This is a genomic window from Leeuwenhoekiella sp. NPDC079379, assembly GCF_044542075.1.
Taxonomy (GTDB): domain Bacteria; phylum Bacteroidota; class Bacteroidia; order Flavobacteriales; family Flavobacteriaceae; genus Leeuwenhoekiella.
Window position 1 is genome coordinate 490,416 of record NZ_JBITTU010000003.1, and the last position, 20,590, is coordinate 511,005.

General features: G+C 36.7%; 20 protein-coding genes. 9 read left to right on the forward strand and 11 right to left on the reverse strand.

Annotated features, from left to right (window positions below; all coding sequences use genetic code 11):
* Positions 1–128 precede the first annotated feature (128 nt).
* The 3 genes from ACIGAM_RS08200 to ACIGAM_RS08210 are packed head-to-tail and all read right to left on the reverse strand — an operon-like array spanning position 129 to position 3,307.
* The gene (locus ACIGAM_RS08200) at positions 129–1,235 is read right to left on the reverse strand and encodes a PAS domain S-box protein (RefSeq protein ID WP_396510973.1); all 1,107 of its coding nucleotides are present in this window, start codon (positions 1,233–1,235) and stop codon (positions 129–131) included.
* 3 nt (positions 1,236–1,238) lie between these two features.
* The gene (locus ACIGAM_RS08205; RefSeq protein WP_396510974.1) at positions 1,239–1,667 is read right to left on the reverse strand and encodes a hypothetical protein; all 429 of its coding nucleotides are present in this window, start codon (positions 1,665–1,667) and stop codon (positions 1,239–1,241) included.
* A gap of 11 nt (positions 1,668–1,678) precedes the next feature.
* Complete coding sequence (locus ACIGAM_RS08210; RefSeq protein WP_396510975.1) at positions 1,679–3,307, reverse strand: acyl-CoA carboxylase subunit beta; 1,629 nt, start codon at positions 3,305–3,307, stop codon at positions 1,679–1,681.
* Positions 3,308–3,618: 311 nt separating this feature from the next.
* On the opposite strand from ACIGAM_RS08210, the gene ACIGAM_RS08215 reads away from it, so the two are divergent.
* Both ACIGAM_RS08215 and ACIGAM_RS08220 read left to right on the forward strand, forming a co-directional pair.
* Positions 3,619–3,795, forward strand: coding sequence for a CAL67264 family membrane protein (locus tag ACIGAM_RS08215; protein WP_234405886.1), 177 nt, complete (start codon positions 3,619–3,621; stop codon positions 3,793–3,795).
* Between the two features lie 29 nt (positions 3,796–3,824).
* Entirely contained in the window at positions 3,825–4,265 is a 441-nt protein-coding gene (locus tag ACIGAM_RS08220) for a DinB family protein (RefSeq protein ID WP_396510976.1), read from the forward strand.
* Positions 4,266–4,268: 3 nt separating this feature from the next.
* Here the strand turns inward: ACIGAM_RS08220 and ACIGAM_RS08225 are convergent, their stop codons facing one another.
* From ACIGAM_RS08225 to ACIGAM_RS08235, 3 genes are read right to left on the reverse strand one after another with little or no spacing between them, the layout of a single operon-like run.
* Complete coding sequence (locus ACIGAM_RS08225; protein ID WP_396510977.1) at positions 4,269–6,446, reverse strand: xanthine dehydrogenase family protein molybdopterin-binding subunit; 2,178 nt, start codon at positions 6,444–6,446, stop codon at positions 4,269–4,271.
* A 10-nt stretch (positions 6,447–6,456) separates the two neighbouring features.
* The gene (locus tag ACIGAM_RS08230; RefSeq protein ID WP_396510978.1) at positions 6,457–7,446 is read right to left on the reverse strand and encodes an FAD binding domain-containing protein; all 990 of its coding nucleotides are present in this window, start codon (positions 7,444–7,446) and stop codon (positions 6,457–6,459) included.
* Between the two features lie 16 nt (positions 7,447–7,462).
* Positions 7,463–8,263: a 2Fe-2S iron-sulfur cluster-binding protein gene (locus tag ACIGAM_RS08235; RefSeq protein ID WP_396510979.1), complete on the reverse strand. Its 801-nt coding sequence runs from the start codon at positions 8,261–8,263 to the stop codon at positions 7,463–7,465.
* 315 nt (positions 8,264–8,578) lie between these two features.
* On the opposite strand from ACIGAM_RS08235, the gene ettA reads away from it, so the two are divergent.
* From ettA to ACIGAM_RS08250, 3 genes are all read left to right on the forward strand, one after another.
* Positions 8,579–10,270 (forward strand): energy-dependent translational throttle protein EttA, encoded by a 1,692-nt coding sequence (ettA, locus tag ACIGAM_RS08240; RefSeq protein WP_396510980.1) that lies wholly within the window; start codon positions 8,579–8,581, stop codon positions 10,268–10,270.
* A 266-nt stretch (positions 10,271–10,536) separates the two neighbouring features.
* Positions 10,537–11,661, forward strand: coding sequence for a PepSY-associated TM helix domain-containing protein (locus tag ACIGAM_RS08245; protein ID WP_396510981.1), 1,125 nt, complete (start codon positions 10,537–10,539; stop codon positions 11,659–11,661).
* A 122-nt stretch (positions 11,662–11,783) separates the two neighbouring features.
* Positions 11,784–13,220: a heme peroxidase family protein gene (locus tag ACIGAM_RS08250; RefSeq protein WP_396510982.1), complete on the forward strand. Its 1,437-nt coding sequence runs from the start codon at positions 11,784–11,786 to the stop codon at positions 13,218–13,220.
* A gap of 72 nt (positions 13,221–13,292) precedes the next feature.
* Here ACIGAM_RS08250 and ACIGAM_RS08255 read toward each other — a convergent pair whose 3' ends face one another.
* On the reverse strand, positions 13,293–13,457 hold the full coding sequence (locus ACIGAM_RS08255; RefSeq protein WP_396510983.1) for a Lacal_2735 family protein: 165 nt from the start codon (positions 13,455–13,457) through the stop codon (positions 13,293–13,295).
* A 175-nt stretch (positions 13,458–13,632) separates the two neighbouring features.
* Here ACIGAM_RS08255 and ACIGAM_RS08260 point away from each other — a divergent pair, with 175 nt between their 5' ends.
* Complete coding sequence (locus ACIGAM_RS08260) at positions 13,633–14,325, forward strand: HAD family hydrolase (RefSeq protein WP_396510984.1); 693 nt, start codon at positions 13,633–13,635, stop codon at positions 14,323–14,325.
* Positions 14,326–14,327: 2 nt separating this feature from the next.
* On the opposite strand, the gene ACIGAM_RS08265 is transcribed toward ACIGAM_RS08260, so the two are convergent.
* On the reverse strand, positions 14,328–14,492 hold the full coding sequence (locus ACIGAM_RS08265) for a hypothetical protein (protein WP_396510985.1): 165 nt from the start codon (positions 14,490–14,492) through the stop codon (positions 14,328–14,330).
* 235 nt (positions 14,493–14,727) lie between these two features.
* Here ACIGAM_RS08265 and ACIGAM_RS08270 point away from each other — a divergent pair, with 235 nt between their 5' ends.
* Complete coding sequence (locus ACIGAM_RS08270) at positions 14,728–15,612, forward strand: hypothetical protein (protein WP_028377769.1); 885 nt, start codon at positions 14,728–14,730, stop codon at positions 15,610–15,612.
* A 77-nt stretch (positions 15,613–15,689) separates the two neighbouring features.
* Here the strand turns inward: ACIGAM_RS08270 and ACIGAM_RS08275 are convergent, their stop codons facing one another.
* Complete coding sequence (locus tag ACIGAM_RS08275) at positions 15,690–16,481, reverse strand: hypothetical protein (protein ID WP_396510986.1); 792 nt, start codon at positions 16,479–16,481, stop codon at positions 15,690–15,692.
* Between the two features lie 144 nt (positions 16,482–16,625).
* Positions 16,626–17,351: a class I SAM-dependent methyltransferase gene (locus ACIGAM_RS08280; protein WP_396510987.1), complete on the reverse strand. Its 726-nt coding sequence runs from the start codon at positions 17,349–17,351 to the stop codon at positions 16,626–16,628.
* Between the two features lie 34 nt (positions 17,352–17,385).
* Between ACIGAM_RS08280 and ACIGAM_RS08285 the strand changes: the two genes are divergently transcribed.
* Positions 17,386–17,883: a YkgJ family cysteine cluster protein gene (locus ACIGAM_RS08285; RefSeq protein WP_396510988.1), complete on the forward strand. Its 498-nt coding sequence runs from the start codon at positions 17,386–17,388 to the stop codon at positions 17,881–17,883.
* A gap of 11 nt (positions 17,884–17,894) precedes the next feature.
* On the forward strand, positions 17,895–18,881 hold the full coding sequence (locus ACIGAM_RS08290) for a DUF1028 domain-containing protein (protein WP_396510989.1): 987 nt from the start codon (positions 17,895–17,897) through the stop codon (positions 18,879–18,881).
* Between the two features lie 114 nt (positions 18,882–18,995).
* On the opposite strand, the gene ACIGAM_RS08295 is transcribed toward ACIGAM_RS08290, so the two are convergent.
* The gene (locus ACIGAM_RS08295) at positions 18,996–20,546 is read right to left on the reverse strand and encodes a M20/M25/M40 family metallo-hydrolase (protein WP_396510990.1); all 1,551 of its coding nucleotides are present in this window, start codon (positions 20,544–20,546) and stop codon (positions 18,996–18,998) included.
* Positions 20,547–20,590 lie beyond the last annotated feature (44 nt).

The window sequence follows — 20,590 nt, forward strand, 5'->3', positions numbered from 1 at the left end:
GTTGAATCGATAATTTCGCGCAAAGATAGGATAGAATTTTGGGCTACTGTAATGTTTACTTAACCGATTTAGTTATTGAATTGAGAGAATATAATACTGAAGATAGAGTAAATTGAATTTACCAAGGATTAGTGCGATACTGTATTTTTAAAAGTAATTGTAAATGTGGTGCCCTCATTTAGAGTACTTGTAACTTCTATTTTTCCACCTAGAGCGGTTATATGATTATAAACGAGATATAGACCTATACCATTACTATCTTTATGTGAAGAGTTGTGAAAACGCTGTTGCAGTTTAAAAATAGAATCTCCGGCCTTATTGAGATCTATACCTATCCCATTATCCTTATATATAAGCTGCACATTAGTATGTGTTTTTTTTGTGCAAATTTCAATTTCTGGAGTTTGATTTGGTTTAGCGTATTTAATAGAGTTGGTTATTAAATTTAGAAAAACGCTTGTAAGATACTGGGGAGAGAAAACTACAGAAGGAGCTTTTTCAAAATTTGTTTTAAATTGAACATGATCTTGTACTATAAGTTGATGTATTGAAGTCTTAGCATCATTTAAAACCGTTTCAAAATTAACTTCGGACAATTGCAGCGATAACCGATCTTTTTTAATCCAATTACTCATATACGTATTGATGACCTCATTAAGATTATTAGTCGCTATTTTAAGCAATCCTATATATTCTGAAGCTTCCGGGTTGTCAACCCTTGTGTTATCTAATAATTGATGCAGGGCCATTAGGTTACTTAGCGGTGATCTCAAATCGTGAGAACTTGAATAATTAAAAAACTTAAGGTCTTTATTGGTTTCGTTTAAATTTTGTAAATGCTGATTTCGTTCGAGTTCAATATTCTTCTTAGCTGTTATGTCTTTTGCAATTGCATAAACAACTTGTTCTTGTTTTAAGGCTATTGAAGACCAGCTCAACCAAATGATACTTCCGTTTTTATGGACATAGCGATTCTCAAATTGAGTAAGCAGAGTGCTACGTAATAAGTTTTTTCTCTTGTTCTTAGTAAGATCTTTATCTTGTTCAAAAATGAATTCTGAAATAGGTTTAGAAAATAACTCTGCTTCTGTATAACCTAACGTATTAATAACTGCAGGATTTACCTTCTTAAAAAATCCGTCAAAACCTGCTACGCACATCAAATCTGGAGAAAGTTCAAAAAAGAAATCCAGATTATAAATTTTAGATGCTATGTTATGCTCCTCAAATTGCATAGTCTAGTTTTTATAAAGATCTGGGGTTATTTTTAAGGTAACTGCCGGCAGACCATCATATCCCAAGTAGTGGTAGTAAATAATCACATCATTATTTCTAAAATAATCCATCTCAGGATTACTTTTTAAGCGGGCAATTATAGTAGGTTTTACATATTTAACTACCGTATCTTTGTTTACAGCATCTGCTTTGTAAATTAGAGTATAATAATAATTAAAACTTTTCTCACCACTCACTACTGCGCTGTCTAATGTAGTTTCTTTATCTAATTTAATGGGCGTTTGCTTATTGATTTTAATAGTTTCTTCTTCTAGTACATGATCTACATCAGCTTTTTCTAAAAATAAATATTGAATAGCCAAGTAAGAAAGAACAGCTGTAATTAAAATTACAAGTATGACACTAATAGATTTTGAAACCTTAAAATTCATATACTAGAAAACTAAACCTGTATTATTCCTAAATTAAATTTCTTTTCAATAGGTGCTTGGTTGGCAGCTTCAATACCCGTAGAAATCCAGTTGCGTGTTTCTAAGGGGTCTATAATAGCATCTGTCCAGATACGTGATGCTGCATAATACGGTGAAACCTGCTCATCATAACGAGCTTTTATACGGTCATACAGTTCTTTCTCAACTTCTTCAGTAATCTCCTTACCTTGTTTTTTTAAAGAAGCAGTTTCTATTTGCAGTAATACTTTTGCAGCACTATTACCACTCATTACAGCAAGCTCGGCAGATGGCCAGGCGACAATTAATCTTGGGTCATAAGCTTTACCACACATTGCATAATTACCGGCACCATAAGAGTTTCCTATTACAATGGTAAATTTTGGCACGACCGAGTTACTTACGGCATTTACCATCTTTGCACCATCTTTAATGATGCCACCATGTTCACTTTTGCTTCCTACCATAAAACCGGTAACATCTTGTAAAAATACCAGAGGAATTTTTTTCTGATTACAGTTAGCAATAAAACGTGTGGCTTTATCTGCACTGTCGCTATAAATAACACCGCCAAACTGCATTTCACCATTCTTAGTTTTTACAATCTTTCGCTGGTTAGCAACAATACCTACTGCCCAGCCATCTATACGTGCGTATGCTGTAATAAGTGTCTGCCCGTAGCCCTCTTTATATTCTTCAAATTCAGAATTATCAACAAGACGTTTGATGATATCTTTCATATCATATTGATCACTGCGCTTGGCAGGTAAAATCCCAAATATATCTTTAGGGTCTTCGGTAGGTTTTGAAGCGGCAATTCTGTTAAAACCCGCCTTATCAAAATCACCTATTTTGCCCATTATATTCTTTATTCTGGTAAGTGCATCTTTATCGTCTGTAGCTTTGTAATCTGTTACGCCACTTATCTCACAATGTGTTGTAGCGCCACCCAGCGTCTCATTATCTACACTTTCCCCTATAGCAGCTTTAACCAAATAACTGCCGGCAAGAAAAATACTACCTGTTTTATCTACAATCATCGCCTCGTCACTCATAATGGGTAGGTAGGCACCACCGGCAACACAACTTCCCATTATAGCACTAATTTGAGTAATGCCCATACTACTCATTACCGCATTGTTTCTAAAAATGCGTCCAAAATGTTCTTTGTCTGGGAAAATCTCATCTTGCATAGGTAAGTATACCCCGGCGCTGTCAACAAGATAAATGATAGGCAGTCTGTTCTCAATGCTTATTTCTTGAGCTCTCAAATTTTTCTTACCTGTAATAGGAAACCACGCTCCGGCTTTTACAGTGGCGTCATTAGCAACCACAACGCAAAGTTTACCGCTTACCTTTCCTATTTTAACAACTACACCGCCACTTGGGCAACCGCCGTGTTCTTCATACATACCGTCACCGGCAAATGCAGCTATTTCGATAGCTTTTTCGGGTTTGTCGAGTAAAAAGTTAATGCGTTCACGTGCGGTAAGTTTGCCTGCAGCGTGCTGTTTAGCGATACGTTGCTCACCACCTCCCATTTTTACTTTAGCAAAACGTTGTTTAAGGTCTGAGGTAAGTAGTTTATTGTGATCTTCGTTTTTGTTGAATTTGATATCCATATGCAAATTTTGGGCGTTCCCCACACTAAGTTGTGGGGCAGGCTCGCAGCGTTACACGCCAGCTGTTGGCTTTGGCGGGGTAACTGCATTGATCCCTAACGCAAGATTGAATTGTAACGAAAATACGAAATCGACATCGTAATCTTCAGTTATATTTATATGAAAAAAACGATATTTGTTTTTTACATTATTTGCGTAAGGGATAGCAGCGGCATCCTGCTCTGGAGCTTAAGCGAAAGAGCAGATACAGCGAATAGCCCGACTCTATTAGTTTTTACGAATAGAGATACGTCCTAAATCTAAAAACAATGATGAATAAAAATACAGTACTTAGCTGGGCAACCTTTATTATGATTGTTGTAGGTCTGGCACTTATAGCATTAGGTGCTTTTAGATATAATGAGATTGCGGGTTACGGTTTTGCCGCAGTGGGTGTTGGTTTTTTTGCGATTGCCTGGGTATTTAATGCATTAAAGGGTCGTGTCTAATGTCTAAAGCACAACTTAAATCTCATTTATTGAAACACTTAAAGGGTGGAGAGGCATTTATGCCAATAGATGATTTGCTTGATAAGATTAGTTTTAAAAGTGTAGGCGATCGCCCGGTAGGATTGCCCTATTCTTTTTATGAGATTTTTTATCATATAAATTATGCTCAAAAAGACATTTTAAATTTTTGCACTTCAGAGCATTATATATTACCTAACTGGCCTGCAGATTACTGGCCTCTAGAAAAAACAGCTGAATCTAAAAAAGAATGGAAAGTTCTTAAAGATCATTTTTTTGTAAATAGATTACTGTTAGCAAACTTTATAGAAGATGAGCAAACAGATTTAATGGCTGTAGCAAAACATGGCGAGAAGCAGTCTGTATTGCGGGAATTAATGCTCGTTATTGAACACAATGCCTATCATACAGGGCAGCTCGCCATTATTTTACGACTTTTAGGTTTACACTAAATTTTAAGCTACTTCAACTGGTGTAGTTATTATTTTTTCAGGAGTTATTGGCAAATCGCGTACGCGCTTACCGGTTGCATTAAACACAGCATTAGAAATTGCTGCTGCAATACTTGTAATTCCTAATTCTCCTATACCTTTTACACCCATTGGGTTTGCGATAAAATCTTCTTCAGGTAGAAATATGACATCAATTTTACCTAAATCTAGATTTACAGGTACGTGATAATCTGCAAATGAGCGCGTAATAAAATTACCGTGATTAGGTTCTATTTGCGAATGCTCTGTCAAGGCTTGGCCTATTCCCCATGTAATACCACCTATTATTTGTCCGTAAGCTGTTTTAGGGTTTAAAATTTTACCTGCAGAACCCACATTTACGAAATGTTCAAGACGTATCATTCCACTATACTCATCAACCCAGACTTCACAAAAGTTTGCACCAAAAGAATATACGGAGTATTTATCAAACTCAGCGGTAGGTCCTGCTGTACCTTCAGCTTCAAATTCTTTAAGTTTTGCTTTTTTCATAAGTTCTGCAATACTTAAATCATCACTGGTACTTGCCAGGGTTTTTAAAGAGGTGAAAGCATTATCGCAAGCAACTTTAGCGCCATTTGTATACGAGGCTGCACCCCAGGACCCACCAGAACCCGGTGTTTTTGGAAATTTAGAATCTCCTAATTCTACACTTATTTGCTCAATAGGAATTTTTAAATATTCTGCAACCGTTTGTCCTATAATTGTATAACTACCGGTTCCTATATCTGTAGCATCAGATTGTACGGTTGCAAATACTTTCTCTCCTTCGAGCTTCAGGCTTATTTTTGCCGAACTCTCCATATAAGGGGCTTGTCGTGATGACGCACTCATACCATAACCTACCAGCCAATTTTCTTTTGTAGTATGACCGGGTTTAGGATTCCATTTATTTTTCCAATCAAACTTTTTTGCACCTATACGTATACATTCTACGAGTTGTCTTGAAGAAAAGGGTTTGTCAACACTCAAATCGTGTTGCGTATCATTTTTAATACGCAGTTCTGCAGGATCCATTTGTAATTTGAAAGCAAGCTCATCCATAGCAGATTCTAAAGCAAAGCTACCCGGCGCTTCACCTGGTGCACGCATCCATCTAGGAGATGGTAAGTTGAGCTTCATTAATTTATGCGTAACTAGTGAATTAGGCGTATTATATAACATACGAGTCATTGCACCACACTGCTCTTGAAATTCTTCATAAACAGAAGTTGCAGCAGTGGTCTCGTGAGCGACAGCAGTAAGTACTCCTTCTTTGTCTGCACCTAATCTCATGTGCTGGCGGTTATGTTGTCTAAAACCTACAGCAGTAAACATCTCATGACGGGTTACGGTAAGCTGCACCGGTCTACCGGTCATTTTTGCTGCCATGATTCCTAAAATACCGTGTTCTCTAAGTTGTAGTTTAGAACCAAATCCTCCTCCAACATAAGGAGTAATTACCCGTACATTATCTTCAGAAATCTGAAAGGTATCTGCAATGGTTTTTACTGCGTGTGCAACAATTTGAGTCGATGCGTAGGCGGTTACTTTATCACCTTCCCAGGTTGCAATTATATTGTGCAGCTCCATAGGATGGTGATGTTCTATAGGCGTGTTGTAGGTGACATCAACCGTCTTAAAGGCTTCATTCATACCTTTGTCAACATCGCCCCATTGGGTGTTTGTATGAGATTCTCCATTAATCTTTTTAGGCATATAGAGTTCATCTGTATGCTTATCAAAATCTATTTTTGGATTCTCTTTATCGTAGGTTACTTTGACAAGATTTGCAGCATAACGTGCTTGCTCAAAAGTTTCTGCTACCACAACACCTATATACTCACCATAATAATGAACATCTGTAGTCTGTAAACTGGGTGATATACTTTTTGTATCTGGTGATTCAAAGCGACCACCATAGCCTTTAAGCTTCATTGCATTTTGATGCGTAATAATTTTTATTACACCATCTTGCTTTTCTGCCTCAGCGGTATCTATATTTAGTATTTTACCTGCTGCAACAGTACTTTGTATCCCTTGAGCAAAGGCCAAATTATCTATGGCAAATTCTGAAGAATATTTTGCTTTCCCCATCACTTTTAAAGTCCCTTCTAAGCGACTTATAGGATTACCTGTTCCTGATTTTTTTTGATCTTTCATTAGGGTTGTTTTAACTTCTCGAAGTTGCTTGCAGAAGTGCTCTTACGAGCGTTTTCTTAGCTAATTCAATTTTATATTCGTTCTGATCTAATGGTTTTGCACCTTGAAGCGCAAGGTCTGCAGCTGCTTCATAAGTTTCTTTTGTTGCTTTTTTACCTACTAGATATTTTTCGACTTTGTCTAATTTCCAGGGTTTGTGAGCAACTTTACCTAATGCTAAACCAGCTTTTGTGATGGTATTATTTTCAATTTGTAATCCAACCGCTGCAGATACTAGTGCAAATGCATAGCTTGAGCGTTCTCTTACTTTTAAATAGTAATAATGTTTAGGATAAGCAGATTTAGGTAAATCTATAGCAGTGATTAGTTCACCAGTATTTAGATTAGTGTCCTTTTCGGGTTCATCTCCAGGTAATCTGTGAAATTCTGAAAATGGAATGGTACGAGATTCTCCTTCTTGATTTTGAACAGTAACGGTAGCATCAAGAGCAGCAAGCGCCACACTCATATCTGAAGGGTGTGTTGCAACACAAGATTCGCTCCATCCAAAGATTGCATGTTTACTATTTACACCGGTGAGCGCTCCGCAACCAGTGCCGGGCTCTCTTTTATTGCAAGGCATTGAAGTCTCATAAAAATAAGGACATCGTGTGCGTTGTAAAAGATTACCGCCATTTGTAGCCATATTGCGTATTTGCTCTGTTGCAGCGGCAAGAATAGCCATTGATAGCAGGGGATAATTTTCTTTTACTAAAGGATTATTTGCGGTATGGGTGTTACTTACCATAGCTCCTAAAGAAACTCCTCCCGAAGTATTTTTTGTAATTTCTTTAAAAGGAAGATCTGCAACTTCTACGATATGATCTGGGCGTTCTACGTCTTCTTTCATTAAATCGAGAAGATTAGTCCCGCCACCTAGATAATGTGTTTTTTTATTCTGCGTGTGTTGTGATACAGCTTCTGAAGCAGATTGCGGACTGTGAAATTGAAAAGGTCTCATTTTGTTAGTTCTTTAATTAATCTGCAGATCTACTGCTGTTAAGTTCTTCTTGTGTAGCGAAGCTCCAGCTAGGGTCTTTACCTTCTCCCAGATGTACTTCTTTAATTGCTTCAACTATATTGTTATACGCACCGCATCTACAGATGTTTCCAGACATACGCTCGCGAATTTCTTCATCAGAAAGTGTAGTAATCTTGTCCTTTACATTAGGAGTTACGTAGCTTACTTCACCACGTTTAGCCTCGTCCAGGAGGGCAACTGCAGAGCAAATTTGCCCTGGGGTACAGTAGCCACATTGAAAACCATCATGTTTTAGAAAGGCTTCTTGTATAGGGTGCATTTTATTGTTTTGAGCAAGACCTTCAACAGTTGTGATTTTTTTGTCTTTACAAGTAGCAGATAGCGTTAAGCAAGATAATTTACGCTCCCCATCAATTATTACGGTACAAGCACCGCATTGACCATGATCACATCCTTTTTTAGACCCGGTTAGGTCTAGTCGTTCACGAAGTGCATCAAGCAATGTCATACGAGAATCGACCATCAGCGGATGGTTACTACCGTTAATTTGAAGATTAACTTCAATAGCATTTATTAAAGCTTTTGAATCCAATGGAGCTAAGTTTTTAGTTTTTTGAGCGAATAGATCTGATGTAAAATGTGGAAGCGCCATAAGACTAATTCCTGCTGCAGACATTTGGCCTAAAAAAGAACGCCGTGCACTGCCAAAGAGTCCTAACTCATCAAGTATTTTCTCCTCATCTTCGTGCATTCTTTTGTTGGCATTATCGCCAGAATTTTGTTTTGAATCATCCATCTACAACCGTTTTATTAATTAGCTACTAATTTTGTGAATAACTCTAAATCTTGTAGTTACAAAAATCAGAAAACATTATTCATCTTTTATTTGGCATTTTTATAAAATTGGATAATATTTTTATAAGTGCTGTTTTTTGGCTTGTTATATTTTTCCCAAATAACTTAATTATGGGAAATCTCTTTTTTTCAAAAACAAGCAATTGAGAATAATTATGTGTTTTCTAACACAAGCCTTTTCAATACCTTTGCACCGCTATACAACAACTCTATAAAAGGGTATTTAAAGCATTAATTCTAAAAATAAGTAACGCATATGAGCGATGATAACAAAATAATCTTTTCAATGACCGGTGTTAGTAAAACCTATCCCGGTGCTAATACACCAGTATTAAAAAAGATATACCTCAGCTTTTTCTACGGAGCAAAAATTGGTATTCTTGGTCTTAATGGATCTGGTAAATCTACCTTGATGAAAATCATCGCAGGTCTGGATACTAATTTTCAGGGAGATGTAACTTCAGATAAAGAATTTTCGGTAGGCTACTTAGAACAAGAGCCTAAACTCGATCCTGAGAAAACCGTTCTTGAGATTGTAAAAGAAGGAGCTGCGGAAACCGTAGCAATACTTGATGAGTATAATAAAATAAATGATTCTTTTGGTCTTGAAGAAGTGTATTCTGATGCAGATAAGATGGATAAGCTTATGGCACGCCAGGCTGTTTTACAAGATGAGATAGATGCTCGCGGCGCCTGGGAATTAGATAATAAACTTGAAGTTGCTATGGATGCTTTGCGCACGCCACCGGCAGATCAAAAGATAGGAGTACTTTCTGGTGGAGAAAAGAGACGTGTTGCTTTGTGTCGTTTGCTATTACAGGAGCCAGATGTATTGCTTTTAGATGAGCCTACTAACCACTTAGATGCAGAATCTGTACACTGGTTAGAGCATCATTTAGCACAATATAAGGGTACTGTTATCGCTGTAACTCACGATCGTTACTTCTTAGATAATGTTGCAGGATGGATTCTTGAACTTGATCGTGGTGAAGGTATACCCTGGAAGGGAAATTACTCATCTTGGCTAGACCAAAAATCTAAGCGAATGGCTCAGGAAAGTAAAACGGCATCTAAACGCCAAAAGACGCTTGAGCGTGAGTTGGAGTGGGTGCGTCAGGGAGCTAAAGGTCGCCAGACAAAACAAAAAGCCCGTTTACAGAACTATGACAAAATGATGAGTCAGGATCAGAAACAGGTTGATGAGAAACTTGAGATTTACATTCCTAATGGACCTCGTTTAGGTACTAATGTAATTGAGGCTAAAGGAGTAAGTAAAGCTTTTGGCGATAAATTATTGTATGAAGATTTAAACTTTAATCTTCCTCAGGCGGGTATCGTAGGTATTATAGGACCTAACGGTGCAGGTAAAACAACCATTTTCAAAATGATTATGGATGAATTACAAGCAGATAAAGGGGAGTTTGTGGTAGGAGATACAGCACAGATTGCTTACGTAGATCAGAGCCATAGCAACATAGATCCTGAAAAAACAATTTGGCAGAACTTCTCAGACGAGCAGGAGCTTATTTTAATGGGAGGTAAAGAAGTAAACTCTAGAGCATATTTAAGTCGTTTTAACTTTAGCGGAAGCGAGCAAAACAAAAAAGTATCTACACTTTCTGGAGGAGAGCGCAATCGTCTACACCTTGCCATGACTTTAAGAGAAGAAGGTAACGTACTGCTGCTTGATGAGCCAACTAACGACCTTGATGTTAATACCTTGAGAGCGCTAGAAGAAGGGTTGGAGAATTTTGCAGGATGTGCAGTAGTTATTTCTCACGATCGCTGGTTCTTAGACCGCATTTGTACACATATTTTAGCATTTGAAGGTGATAGCCAGGTTTACTTTTTTGAAGGTGGTTTTTCTGAATATGAAGAAAATAAGAAAAAACGTTTAGGTGGTGATTTAATGCCAAAGCGTATTAAGTACAAAAAATTGGTTCGCTAACTACAACTGACTATAATCATTTAAAGCCTCTTAATTCTACAAAAAATTAAGAGGCTTTTCCTTTTATATTTTATAGAGCAATTGATTTAGTGGAGGCCTTGCAATTGTCTTACAAAATAATTCTATTTTTATTAATTCTAAATAGCGTAAAATCATTTGGATTTTTATATTTGCACTTTATTTGAAAGCAGTCTAAATAAAGAGATTTGAACTATATAATTTTTATTGCTGCTTAGCATTAAAATCTAACCTTTTGATTACGTAAAATGACGAAAAAAAAGAAGTATACCCTTAGAAAGTTTATAAATGATGTTCATCTATGGTTGGGTTTAGGAAGTGGCATTATTTTATTTTTAGTATGTCTAAGCGGCACTATACTAGCTTTTGAGCATGAGATTAAAGCTGCCTTTGCACAAAATTTAGTTGTAGAGCCTAGCGGGGAGAAATTAAGTATAGAAGAATTAACTACAACACTTACTAAAACTCATAAAGGTATTCTTACTAGTATCACTGTACCTGAAAAATCAAATGAAACTTATACATTTACGATTAAAGAAAACCCGAGAGAACGTCGCGGTACAAATCTTCAGGTTAATCCCTATACAGCTGAAACGTTAGTTCCTGAGGCAAATCCTGCAGATGCATTCTGCTTTTTCTTTTTTAAAATGCACCGTTGGTTATTACTAGACTCGGCAATAGGAAGACCTATTGTAGGTGTAGCGACAATTTTATTTTTAATTCTCTCCATAACCGGATTAGTACTGTGGTTTCCGAAGAAGGTAAAATGGAAGAATTTGAAATCTGGCTTTAAAATAAAAACAAAAGCAAACTGGAAACGTGTTAACCATGATTTGCATAATACGCTTGGCTTTTATTCATTAATTTTTATAGTTATCATGGGCATAACTGGTTTATGCTGGTCATTTGAGAGTTATAAAAACGGATTGAGCGATCTAATAGGTGCAGAAATATTTAATAGGTCATCGCCAAAATTTGATTTTGCAGAAAATCCTGACGGTGTTACAGCTAGTTTACCAGAAGTTATAACTACTGTCAATGCAACTCTTGATTATCCCGGAGAATTATCTGTTAATCTACCTGGCGAGCGTTCTGCCTATTACAGTGTTAGAAAATATAATGCCTCTAATTTTTCACCGGTAACCTATGATGCGGTTTATGTATCTAAAGCAGGTGCTGTTTTAGGAGTAGAAAAATTTAGTGACAAGCCATTTAATGTGCAGGTAGCATCTCTTATTAGACCTATACATACAGGAGAAGTGTATGGCTTCTTTTCAAAGCTGATTTATTTTATAGCGTGTCTTATCGCTACAAGTCTTCCGGTTACGGGAACGTTGATCTGGCTTAATAAAATGAAGAAAAAGAAAAAATAGTTTTCTCAGTTTAAGAAAAGGGGTTTTTTCCCTTAGTTCATAATGCAGAAAGGGTGTTTTACGTAATTATTTAATATTCAGTTTCTTATAATTTTAGATTCAACTTAAAATCTTTTATTATTATGAAACCACTAAACCATCACGGACTTAAAGAAATGCCGCAATTGCGCTATATGTGTTCGCATCAATCTATACACGAAGAGCGCATAGGTCGTTTTGGACGTATTTTTCAAGACCATCCTGCAATGATGCTAAATCCTTCATCATTAATAGAAATGGGTAAAAAAGGAGGACCTATGGATGGTGGTACTTCTGATGATCTTACTCAAAATGTTCCTTTGGGTATGGTTTATCTGGGGCAATTTATTGATCATGATATAACCTTAGACACGACTTCTTCTTTTAATACAGCTAATGAAGCGACAGAGATAGAAAACTTTAGAACACCGGCTTTAGATCTTGATTGCATTTTTGGAGAAGGTCCTGAAGATGAGCCATTTTTATATGAATCTAATAGTTTACGTCTCTTAACCGGAAAAACGAATAATAATATTGGTCAGGGGGTTAGTTTAGAAAGTGAAGATCTGGCGCGTAATGGTCAGGGGAAAGCAATTATTGGAGATCCTCGCAATGATGAAAACCGAATAATATCGCAGCTTCAACTCGCTTTTATTCGTTTTTACAATGCGATTTACACAAATATAGAGTCTCATAATCCTACTGCAGAAGCAAAGCATATTTATGAGGAAGCTCGTAAACTAACAACCTGGCACTATCAATGGATTGTTATTTATGAATTTTTGCCTACGATGTGTGGGGAAGTTATTGTAGATAAAGTTTTAGGTAGAGGTCGTCAATATTACAAACCTTATGAGCGAGCATTTATTCCGGTAGAATTCTCAATAGGAACGTATCGCTTTGGACATTCCATGATTACTCAAAAAGTAAAATTGAAAAAAGGAGGTTCTACGTTTGACTTGTTTTCTAATAATATAGGCGGAGGCTTCAGTAAAATTACGACTCTCAATCAGGTAATTGATTGGGAATGTTTTTTCGATTTTGACGGTAGCTATCAACGTGCTGCAAAATTAGATATGAAATTAGCAAGTACTTTATTAGAGCTTCCGTTTGTGCAGCCTGTTTCCCATCTAAGTTCACTAGCAACACGTAACTTATTGAGAGGGCAATCATTCTTTATGCCTTCGGGAGAAGTGATAGCAGAATGTATGGGAAGAGAGGCTTCAGAAATTGCAGATGTACGCAGTCATATTTTAAACACAATTAACGGTCACGATATTGATTTTGATGCGGGAAGCCCATTGTGGGCATACGTTCTTGCTGAAGCAGCAGATATAGGGCGTCACGATAAAGATGGTTTTAAACTGGGAGAAGGTATGGGACCCGTAGGAGGAACGATAACGGCAGAAGTTATAATTGGTTTGATGGAGCTCGATGCAAATTCATTTATGGGAAGTGATCGCAACTGGCAACCCACTCTAGGAACCGGCGGAAAATTCACGATCAAAGATTTACTTACGATATCAAAAAACGGTATTTAAAATAAAAGCTGAAGGGATAAAGGCATCTTCAAATATTATTGAAGATGCCTTTTGTTTTTAATGATGCCGTGTTTAAGGTAATTTTTCAATTTTCTTCATGATTATATCAGCTTCAGCATACTTATCATCACTGGCAGAGCGGTTACGTGTAGAAAGCTGAAAAGCTTCTTTCATAAGCTTTTCATACTGCTGTTGTAATTTCTCTTTTTCAGTTTTCTTTTTAAATAATCCAAACATGGTTCTTAATTTAAGTGAGCAATTTTTTCTTAAAGTTACTAAAGAAAAAGGGTAAGGCTAGGTATTAAGGTGTAAAGTATTGTTATTACTAAGCAGCCCTGGTGTACTTGAATTATACTTTTAAGCCGCTATTAGTTTGAGTACTTTTGTTCACAAACTTAAATTGTATTCTATTTTGAACTTAAATAACATAAAAGTCATCGCGTTTGATGCAGATGATACGCTTTGGATCAATGAGACCTTCTTTAGAGATGCCGAAATCGCTTTTGCAAGGCAACTGTTAGATTATGGAGAGGAAGATGATATTGTAAGAATGCTTTTAGATACCGAAATTAAAAACCTAGATACCTACGGATATGGGATTAAAGGTTTTACCTTGTCTATGCTAGAAACTGCTCACAGGCTTATGGGAGAGCAAATGAATTCTGAAATCACTGCATTTATTCTTGAAAAAGGAAAACAAATGCTTGCCGAACCGGTAGAAGTATTGCCGCATATTGAAGAGGTTTTATCGCAGCTTTCAAAAAAATATAAACTGGTCGTTGCTACTAAAGGAGATTTACTCGATCAGGAGCGAAAGCTTATTAAAAGTGGACTTATAGACTATTTTCATCACGTAGAAATTGTTTCAGATAAAAAGGAAACTCAGTATAAAAAGTTGGTCAAGCATTTAGATATAAACGTTGATGAATTTTTGATGATAGGAAATTCGCTAAAGTCAGATGTTATTCCTGTGCTTGCTATGGGAGGATATGCAGTTCATATTCCATTTCATACAACTTGGTCTCATGAACAGGTAGATGAAGACATTAATCACTCAAGATTTAAATCCCTTAAAAGTGCTAAAGAATTATTAGAATTACTTTAAAATTACTGTCTTCTGGGTAAAAAACTACGTAGTATATATATTAAAGCAGCAATGCCTAAACCTAGTAATAGGCCTTTACCAAAGCTTGCATTAAACAGCCAGGTAATGATAGCAATTATAGCAAGAGCACCAAAAAGAATGATAGCGCGTTTGTGTTCTTCTTTCATAAAACAAAGATACATATATGCAGAATATTACTTAATTCATTTTAATAATAATAAACAAACGTGTTTTTCTTTTTTGTAAGTTTGCTCGCTTTTTAAAGTAGAAAATCTAGTGATGTCGTTTTAAAATAGTAATTTAAAGTCACTGTTTTTTAACGTTTACACACTTTTGAATCTTATAAAGCGTTAACAGTAAATTAGCCACATAAGCTTAACACTAATCAAATTTTAGAATTTTATGGAAAATGAGAATAAAAACAACGGCATTAAGATTATAACGGGGATTCTAGCCGTTCTTCTTATCATAGCCGGTGCTTTTGCAATTAAACTGTACAACCAGGAAAAAAATACAAAGGCAGAATTAACTGAAGAAAAAGAGCTTGTGCTTAATGACCTTAAACAAATGGTAACTAAGTATGATGCTGTTATTGAAGAAAATAATCTTAAAGATACTGAGCTTAATCAAGCTAGAGATCGTATTCAAACTTTAATTGATTCTGTGCAAAAAATGGAAGCTAATGTTTCTGTTTTGCGCAAATACCGTGACGAGGTTTATAAACTGAAAAAAGAGCGTGATTATTTATTTGCGCAAAATGACAGTTTAAAAGGTATGAATCGTGTTCTTGCAATGCGTGTAGACAGTACAACCTATGAGCTAGAAGTGTCACAAATGAAGCGTGACAGTCTTACTTTAGCTAAAGATGCTCTTGCTGAAAAAGTAGCTTTAGGCTCAACTCTGGCAGCAAATAAACTGGTAGGTACCGGCGTCATTGTAAGAAACAGTGGTAAACTTGTAGAAAATGATAATGCACGTCGTGTAGATCGTATTAGAGCTTGTTACACAGTACCTCAAAATAGAATTGCTGAAGCAGGTGATAAAGAACTTTATGTGCAGGTTTTAGATCCTCAAAATAATATTCTAGGTGATAATAAAACTGTTACTATAGATAATACAACAAGTATTACATATAGTACAATTTCTAAGTTTTATTATGAGAATACAGCTCTTGATATCTGTGAAAATATTGCTCCTAAAGGAAGAGATTTTCCTAAAGGTTTATACAAAATCAATGTTTTTGATGGTGGTAAGGTAATTGCTACAACCAGTCTGGTTTTAGATTAAGTTATCAAACTTCTTTAAAAAAAGCGACCGTTTTAGATTTCTAAAACGGTCGCTTTTTTTATGTAGTACAATGAAATTTATTTTCCGCCATTGGCTTGTAAATCTGCGAGACAGAATTCGTCAAAAGTAGGCAGGCTATTCATAACACCGCCTACCGCATTACCCACTGTCTGAAAGTACATTAAACAATCTTCTTGATTACAATGTTTGTTTAATTTGTCTACTCCGGCATCGTCAGGTTGCTCATCCTCGTGCGGAGTTACCATAGCAGTACCTAAATTAACTAGGCCAAAAAGGTGACCAAATTCGTGTTGAGTCGTAATACTCTCTAGAAGTGTTAGATTAGCACCTCCTATACGATTGCTAAAATCTTTTAATGTTTTTTCAAAAATAATACACGATGTGTTAAGGTAAGCCGTACCTAAAATTCTACTGTTTCCTTCATCACTCTCTGAGTTCTGGTCTGCAAAAAAGATCCAGACAGCCAGCTCATCGCCTGCATTAAAGACTGTTCTGTTGTCTTTCTCAATCTTTACATACTCTTCTCTACTTAAACTACCTACTGTAGTGGCTGGTACTACAGTTTCGGTAATTGTGATGCCATCTGGTTTATTAAGACGTGCGCTAAAGAAGTTGCGTAAATTGTTAATTGTAGTTGCAGATGGTTTAAAGCCATTCACATAGGCGATCTCAACGTGTAACCCAGTAAATGCTTCGGCACTTAAAAAGTCTCGTGCAGCCGTACCTAAACTTTTATTATTGGCGGCTTTAGGATCAACTGGAGTTTCATTACTACTATCACTAGAACAGGATATGATAAGAAATGCGAATATTAGAGTAAGGTAGGGAGCAATTAATTTTAGTTTCATTTTTTTGTTTTAAAAGGTGCTAAAAGTAACTAAACGTAGATTTATTAGCTCTTGTTGTATTAGCTTTAGTACAGTTTTAGCACTTTTATATTTTTGGATTTTATAATTATAATCTTCTTCAAATAATTTACGTAACTATTCTATTTAAGGTTTTGTGAGCCTTGCGAGGTATTCAAAATGCGGACCATCTGTAATTTTCTCACAGATAAGGCCTATTGCTAAAGCTTCTTTTTTTAAGGATTCAAAATCAAGATAAAGCCAATCAAAGGATTTTGATGTATGATCTTTGTATGAAATTTTAAAGGTGACTTCACCATAATATTCACGGCTTGCATCACGCCAGTAACTACCATCTTCCTCTTCATACATAAAAGCAATGTCTGAAGAATCTACCAGAATTTGTCCTGAATCATTTAAAAGAAGCTCCAAATGTTTGAGATAGTCCTGTACAAATTCTAACCGCTGAAAAATACCGGTACCATTCATCATTAAGAGCAGCGTGTCAAACTTTTCTTCAGAATAGTCACGTATATTAGCTTGTATCGTTTTATGTACACCACGTTTTTTACATACTTCTATAGCCCCTTTAGATTGATCTAGCGATGTTACATCAATACCTTTCTCCTGTAAGTATAGCGCATGACTTCCTGCACACGAGCCAATATCAAGTGTTTTCCCTATAGTCAGATCTAATGCCTTTTGTTCGAGTTTGGGCATTTCTGTATAAGATCTAAAAAGATAAGGTACAGGTATTTCATCATCTTCGGTAAGTGAAGAAATTACGGTAATATCTTCGGTATAGTTATTATTATAAAAATCAAGTAGTGCCCTTCCAAAAATATCAGGGTTTTCAGAATCTTTTTTCAGCATAAAATGAGGGCGTTTATTTACTTATTTTTGTCGTATGGATGAATTTATTGAGCAATTACCCAATCTTGCCAAAGATAAGCATAAAGAAAATGCTGCCTATTTTAAAAAACTGAAGCGTAAGCCACCAAAGGATTTAGATTATCAAATGCAGAAATTGCACGAAGAGGAATTTAAGGAAACAGATTGTCTTGAATGTGCAAACTGCTGCAAGACTACCGGTCCGCTTTTTACAGATAGAGACATAAGCCGCATTGCAAAACATTTTAGAATGAAAGATGTGCAGTTTATAGATACCTATTTGCGCATAGACGAAGACAAAGATTATGTCTTACAAAGTGTGCCATGTACTTTTTTAGGGGCAGATAATTACTGTATGATTTACGATGTTCGGCCAAAAGCCTGTGCCGAATTCCCGCATACAGACCGAAGAAAGTTTCAACAGATCACAAATATCACACTCAAGAATATTCCGGTATGCCCTGCAGCCTATAATATTGTTGAAAAAATGAAAGAACGCATTAAATTGAAATAAAAATAGAAGCTATGAAAACAGTATTTACCTTTTTAATTTTACTAGTAACAGCAGTTGGGTATAGTCAAAATATTCCGGCAGATAAAAGTGCATTTGCGCACACCTTTTCAATAGTAGCTAGAGATGCAAAAACCGGTGAGATGGCGGTTGCTGTGCAAAGCCACTGGTTTAGTGTAGGCTCTTTAGTCTCCTGGGGAAAGAGTGGGGTAGGCGTAGTAGCGACCCAGTCTTTTGTAAATCCTGCATATGGGCCTAAAGGATTAAAGTTAATGCAGGATGGCCTGTCTGCAGAAAAAGCACTAGAGCAGCTTATTGCCGAAGATGAAGGCAAAGCCTACCGCCAGGTTGCTTTTCTAGATGTAAATGGAACAGCATCTGCATACACCGGTGCAAAATGTGTGATTTATGCAGATCAGATTACCGGTGATAATTTTTCGGTACAGGCAAATATGATGTTGACCGATAAAACGGTTCCTGCAATGGAAAAAGCCTTTAAAGAAAATGAAACTCTGCCGCTGGCAGAACGTATGGTTGCGGTTTTAAAAGCGGCAGAGCAGGCCGGTGGGGATATCCGCGGAAAGCAAAGTGCTGCATTAATTGTGGTAGGTCCTGATTTAGTTGAAAATCCCTGGGAAGAGTATAAAATTAATTTACGTGTAGATGATCACGAGAATCCTATTGAAGAACTTGATCGATTACTGAAAGTGGCTCGTGCATATGAGTATATGAATAATGGAGATCTTGCCGTTGAAGCAGGCGATATGCCTGAAGCTTTAAAACAATACGGCACTGCTGAAACCATGTTTCCTGATAATCTTGAAATGAAATTCTGGAAGGCGGTTGCTATGGCAAATGATGGTCAGTTAGAAGAAGCTAAGCCTATATTTAAGAGCATTTTTGAGCAAAATGAAAACTGGAGAGAGATGATAGGCCGTTTAGTAAAACCGGGACTGCTAACGGTGAGTGAAGAACAGGTTAAGGAAATTCAAAACCTGTAGATTAAATACATTAATGTTCAACTGAAAAAAAAAATAGTAGATAATTAAATTAAAAATCCCCGGAGAATTCTCTTCGGGGATTTTATTTTAAAAAATAGGTCTTTGATTTAGAACTTAATCATCTAGTCCGCCACGGCGTGTACTATCTCTAGCCTCAGGCCAGGTCATTTGCTCTCCGGTTCTTTTGTTTATAGGTAAAACAATTTGTTCACGGGAAGTCTTATCTTCATCTTCACTTGCCATATAGGCTAAAACTGCAGTAAGGATTACATTATTTTGCACATCGTCCCAAACGATTTTGTCATAGGTGTCACGGTTCGTGTGCCACGTATAATTCCAGTAATCCCAGCTTAGCGAACTTAAATTAAATGCAGGAGCAACTGCGGCAACAAAAGAGGCATAATCAGAACCACCACGGCCCGGAGCTCCCGGAAAATTAGTTTCTATATTTGCAACTTCATCAGGTACTGCATTTAACCAGCTTCCTAGATAATCATAAGCATTTAAGAAACCGTTGCCCGAAATGGTTGCAACACGGCCAGTCCCGTTATCCTGATTAAACACGGCTTGAACACCTTCAACAATCTCTGGGTGATCTTTTACAAATGAACGAGAGCCGTTAAGACCTTGTTCTTCGCTTCCCCAATGTCCTACGAGTATAGTACGTTTAGGGTTAGGGTATACTTTTTTTAGAATACGCATAGCTTCCATCATAACTAGTGTGCCAGTACCGTTATCAGTAGCTCCCTGTGCACCATCCCAAGAATCAAAATGCGCTGATAGAATTACATATTCCTCTGGTTTTTCAGATCCTTTAATTTGAGCAATTGTATTAAAGGTAGGTACTTCACCTAGATCTTTGGATTGTGCGACTACCTTTATAGTAGGTTTGTCACCATAATCTGCAAGACGGTACAAAAGGCCATAATCTTCTAATGCGATATCAAACATAGGTATTTTATCGGTATATGCAGAAAATACTTTGTTTACACCAAAACCTCTAGACCAGTTGCTTGTAATTACACCTACAGCCCCTGCTTTCTCAAGTATTTTAGGTAGTTCGCGAGAAGAATATCCGGTTGTTTTAATACGTGTATTCCAGGCGTCGTTTTGAGATTCTCTATCCTTTTTCATTTTTTCAAATGATTCTGGTGTTGCCCATTTTTCCCAGTTATCATCTGGTCTTCCTGTAGGCTGTGGCATAGAAATCAATACAAACTTTCCTTTTACCTGAGCAAGCATATTTTGAAAACTAATTGAGTCTTTTGCCTCCGGAAGAATTACCACTTCGGCTTCTACACCTTTAGACGATGTCGAAGGACTCCATGCAAGTTGCATACCTTCAAGACTTACGCTACGCGGGCTTACCAAATCAATGTGCGTTATACCACGATCCCATCCTTTCCAAACTCCCCATTGCTCATTTTCTGCAGGGATGCCCCAGTCTGCATAGGTCTTTACTGCCCAGTCGTGAGCTTGTTTCATTTCTGGAGAACCTACAAGACGGGGTCCTACAACATCAAGTAATTGATGAGCTAATATCTTGAGTTGTGAGTTTGTTGTAGCTTCATCTACAATACTTTTTACAGTTTCCTGCTGATTCTGAGCAAAAATACTTGTACTCATCATAAGACCTAAAACTGGTAGATAAAAGTTTTTTTTCATTAAAATAGTGTGTTAGTTATGTCTTAAAAATAAAACAACCGTTT

Excerpts from the sequence above, each read along its gene's own strand:
- ACIGAM_RS08200 (WP_396510973.1), bottom strand. The coding sequence starts at position 1,235 with ATGCAATTTGAGGAGCATAACATAGCATCTAAAATTTATAATCTGGAT.
- ACIGAM_RS08205 (WP_396510974.1), bottom strand. The coding sequence starts at position 1,667 with ATGAATTTTAAGGTTTCAAAATCTATTAGTGTCATACTTGTAATTTTA.
- ACIGAM_RS08210 (WP_396510975.1), bottom strand. The coding sequence starts at position 3,307 with ATGGATATCAAATTCAACAAAAACGAAGATCACAATAAACTACTTACC.
- ACIGAM_RS08215 (WP_234405886.1), top strand. The coding sequence starts at position 3,619 with ATGAATAAAAATACAGTACTTAGCTGGGCAACCTTTATTATGATTGTT.
- ACIGAM_RS08225 (WP_396510977.1), bottom strand. The coding sequence starts at position 6,446 with ATGAAAGATCAAAAAAAATCAGGAACAGGTAATCCTATAAGTCGCTTA.
- ACIGAM_RS08230 (WP_396510978.1), bottom strand. The coding sequence starts at position 7,446 with ATGAGACCTTTTCAATTTCACAGTCCGCAATCTGCTTCAGAAGCTGTA.
- ACIGAM_RS08235 (WP_396510979.1), bottom strand. The coding sequence starts at position 8,263 with ATGGATGATTCAAAACAAAATTCTGGCGATAATGCCAACAAAAGAATG.
- ettA (WP_396510980.1), top strand. The coding sequence starts at position 8,579 with ATGAGCGATGATAACAAAATAATCTTTTCAATGACCGGTGTTAGTAAA.
- ACIGAM_RS08245 (WP_396510981.1), top strand. The coding sequence starts at position 10,537 with ATGACGAAAAAAAAGAAGTATACCCTTAGAAAGTTTATAAATGATGTT.
- ACIGAM_RS08250 (WP_396510982.1), top strand. The coding sequence starts at position 11,784 with ATGAAACCACTAAACCATCACGGACTTAAAGAAATGCCGCAATTGCGC.
- ACIGAM_RS08255 (WP_396510983.1), bottom strand. The coding sequence starts at position 13,457 with ATGTTTGGATTATTTAAAAAGAAAACTGAAAAAGAGAAATTACAACAG.
- ACIGAM_RS08265 (WP_396510985.1), bottom strand. The coding sequence starts at position 14,492 with ATGAAAGAAGAACACAAACGCGCTATCATTCTTTTTGGTGCTCTTGCT.
- ACIGAM_RS08270 (WP_028377769.1), top strand. The coding sequence starts at position 14,728 with ATGGAAAATGAGAATAAAAACAACGGCATTAAGATTATAACGGGGATT.
- ACIGAM_RS08275 (WP_396510986.1), bottom strand. The coding sequence starts at position 16,481 with ATGAAACTAAAATTAATTGCTCCCTACCTTACTCTAATATTCGCATTT.
- ACIGAM_RS08280 (WP_396510987.1), bottom strand. The coding sequence starts at position 17,351 with ATGCTGAAAAAAGATTCTGAAAACCCTGATATTTTTGGAAGGGCACTA.
- ACIGAM_RS08285 (WP_396510988.1), top strand. The coding sequence starts at position 17,386 with ATGGATGAATTTATTGAGCAATTACCCAATCTTGCCAAAGATAAGCAT.
- ACIGAM_RS08290 (WP_396510989.1), top strand. The coding sequence starts at position 17,895 with ATGAAAACAGTATTTACCTTTTTAATTTTACTAGTAACAGCAGTTGGG.
- ACIGAM_RS08295 (WP_396510990.1), bottom strand. The coding sequence starts at position 20,546 with ATGAAAAAAAACTTTTATCTACCAGTTTTAGGTCTTATGATGAGTACA.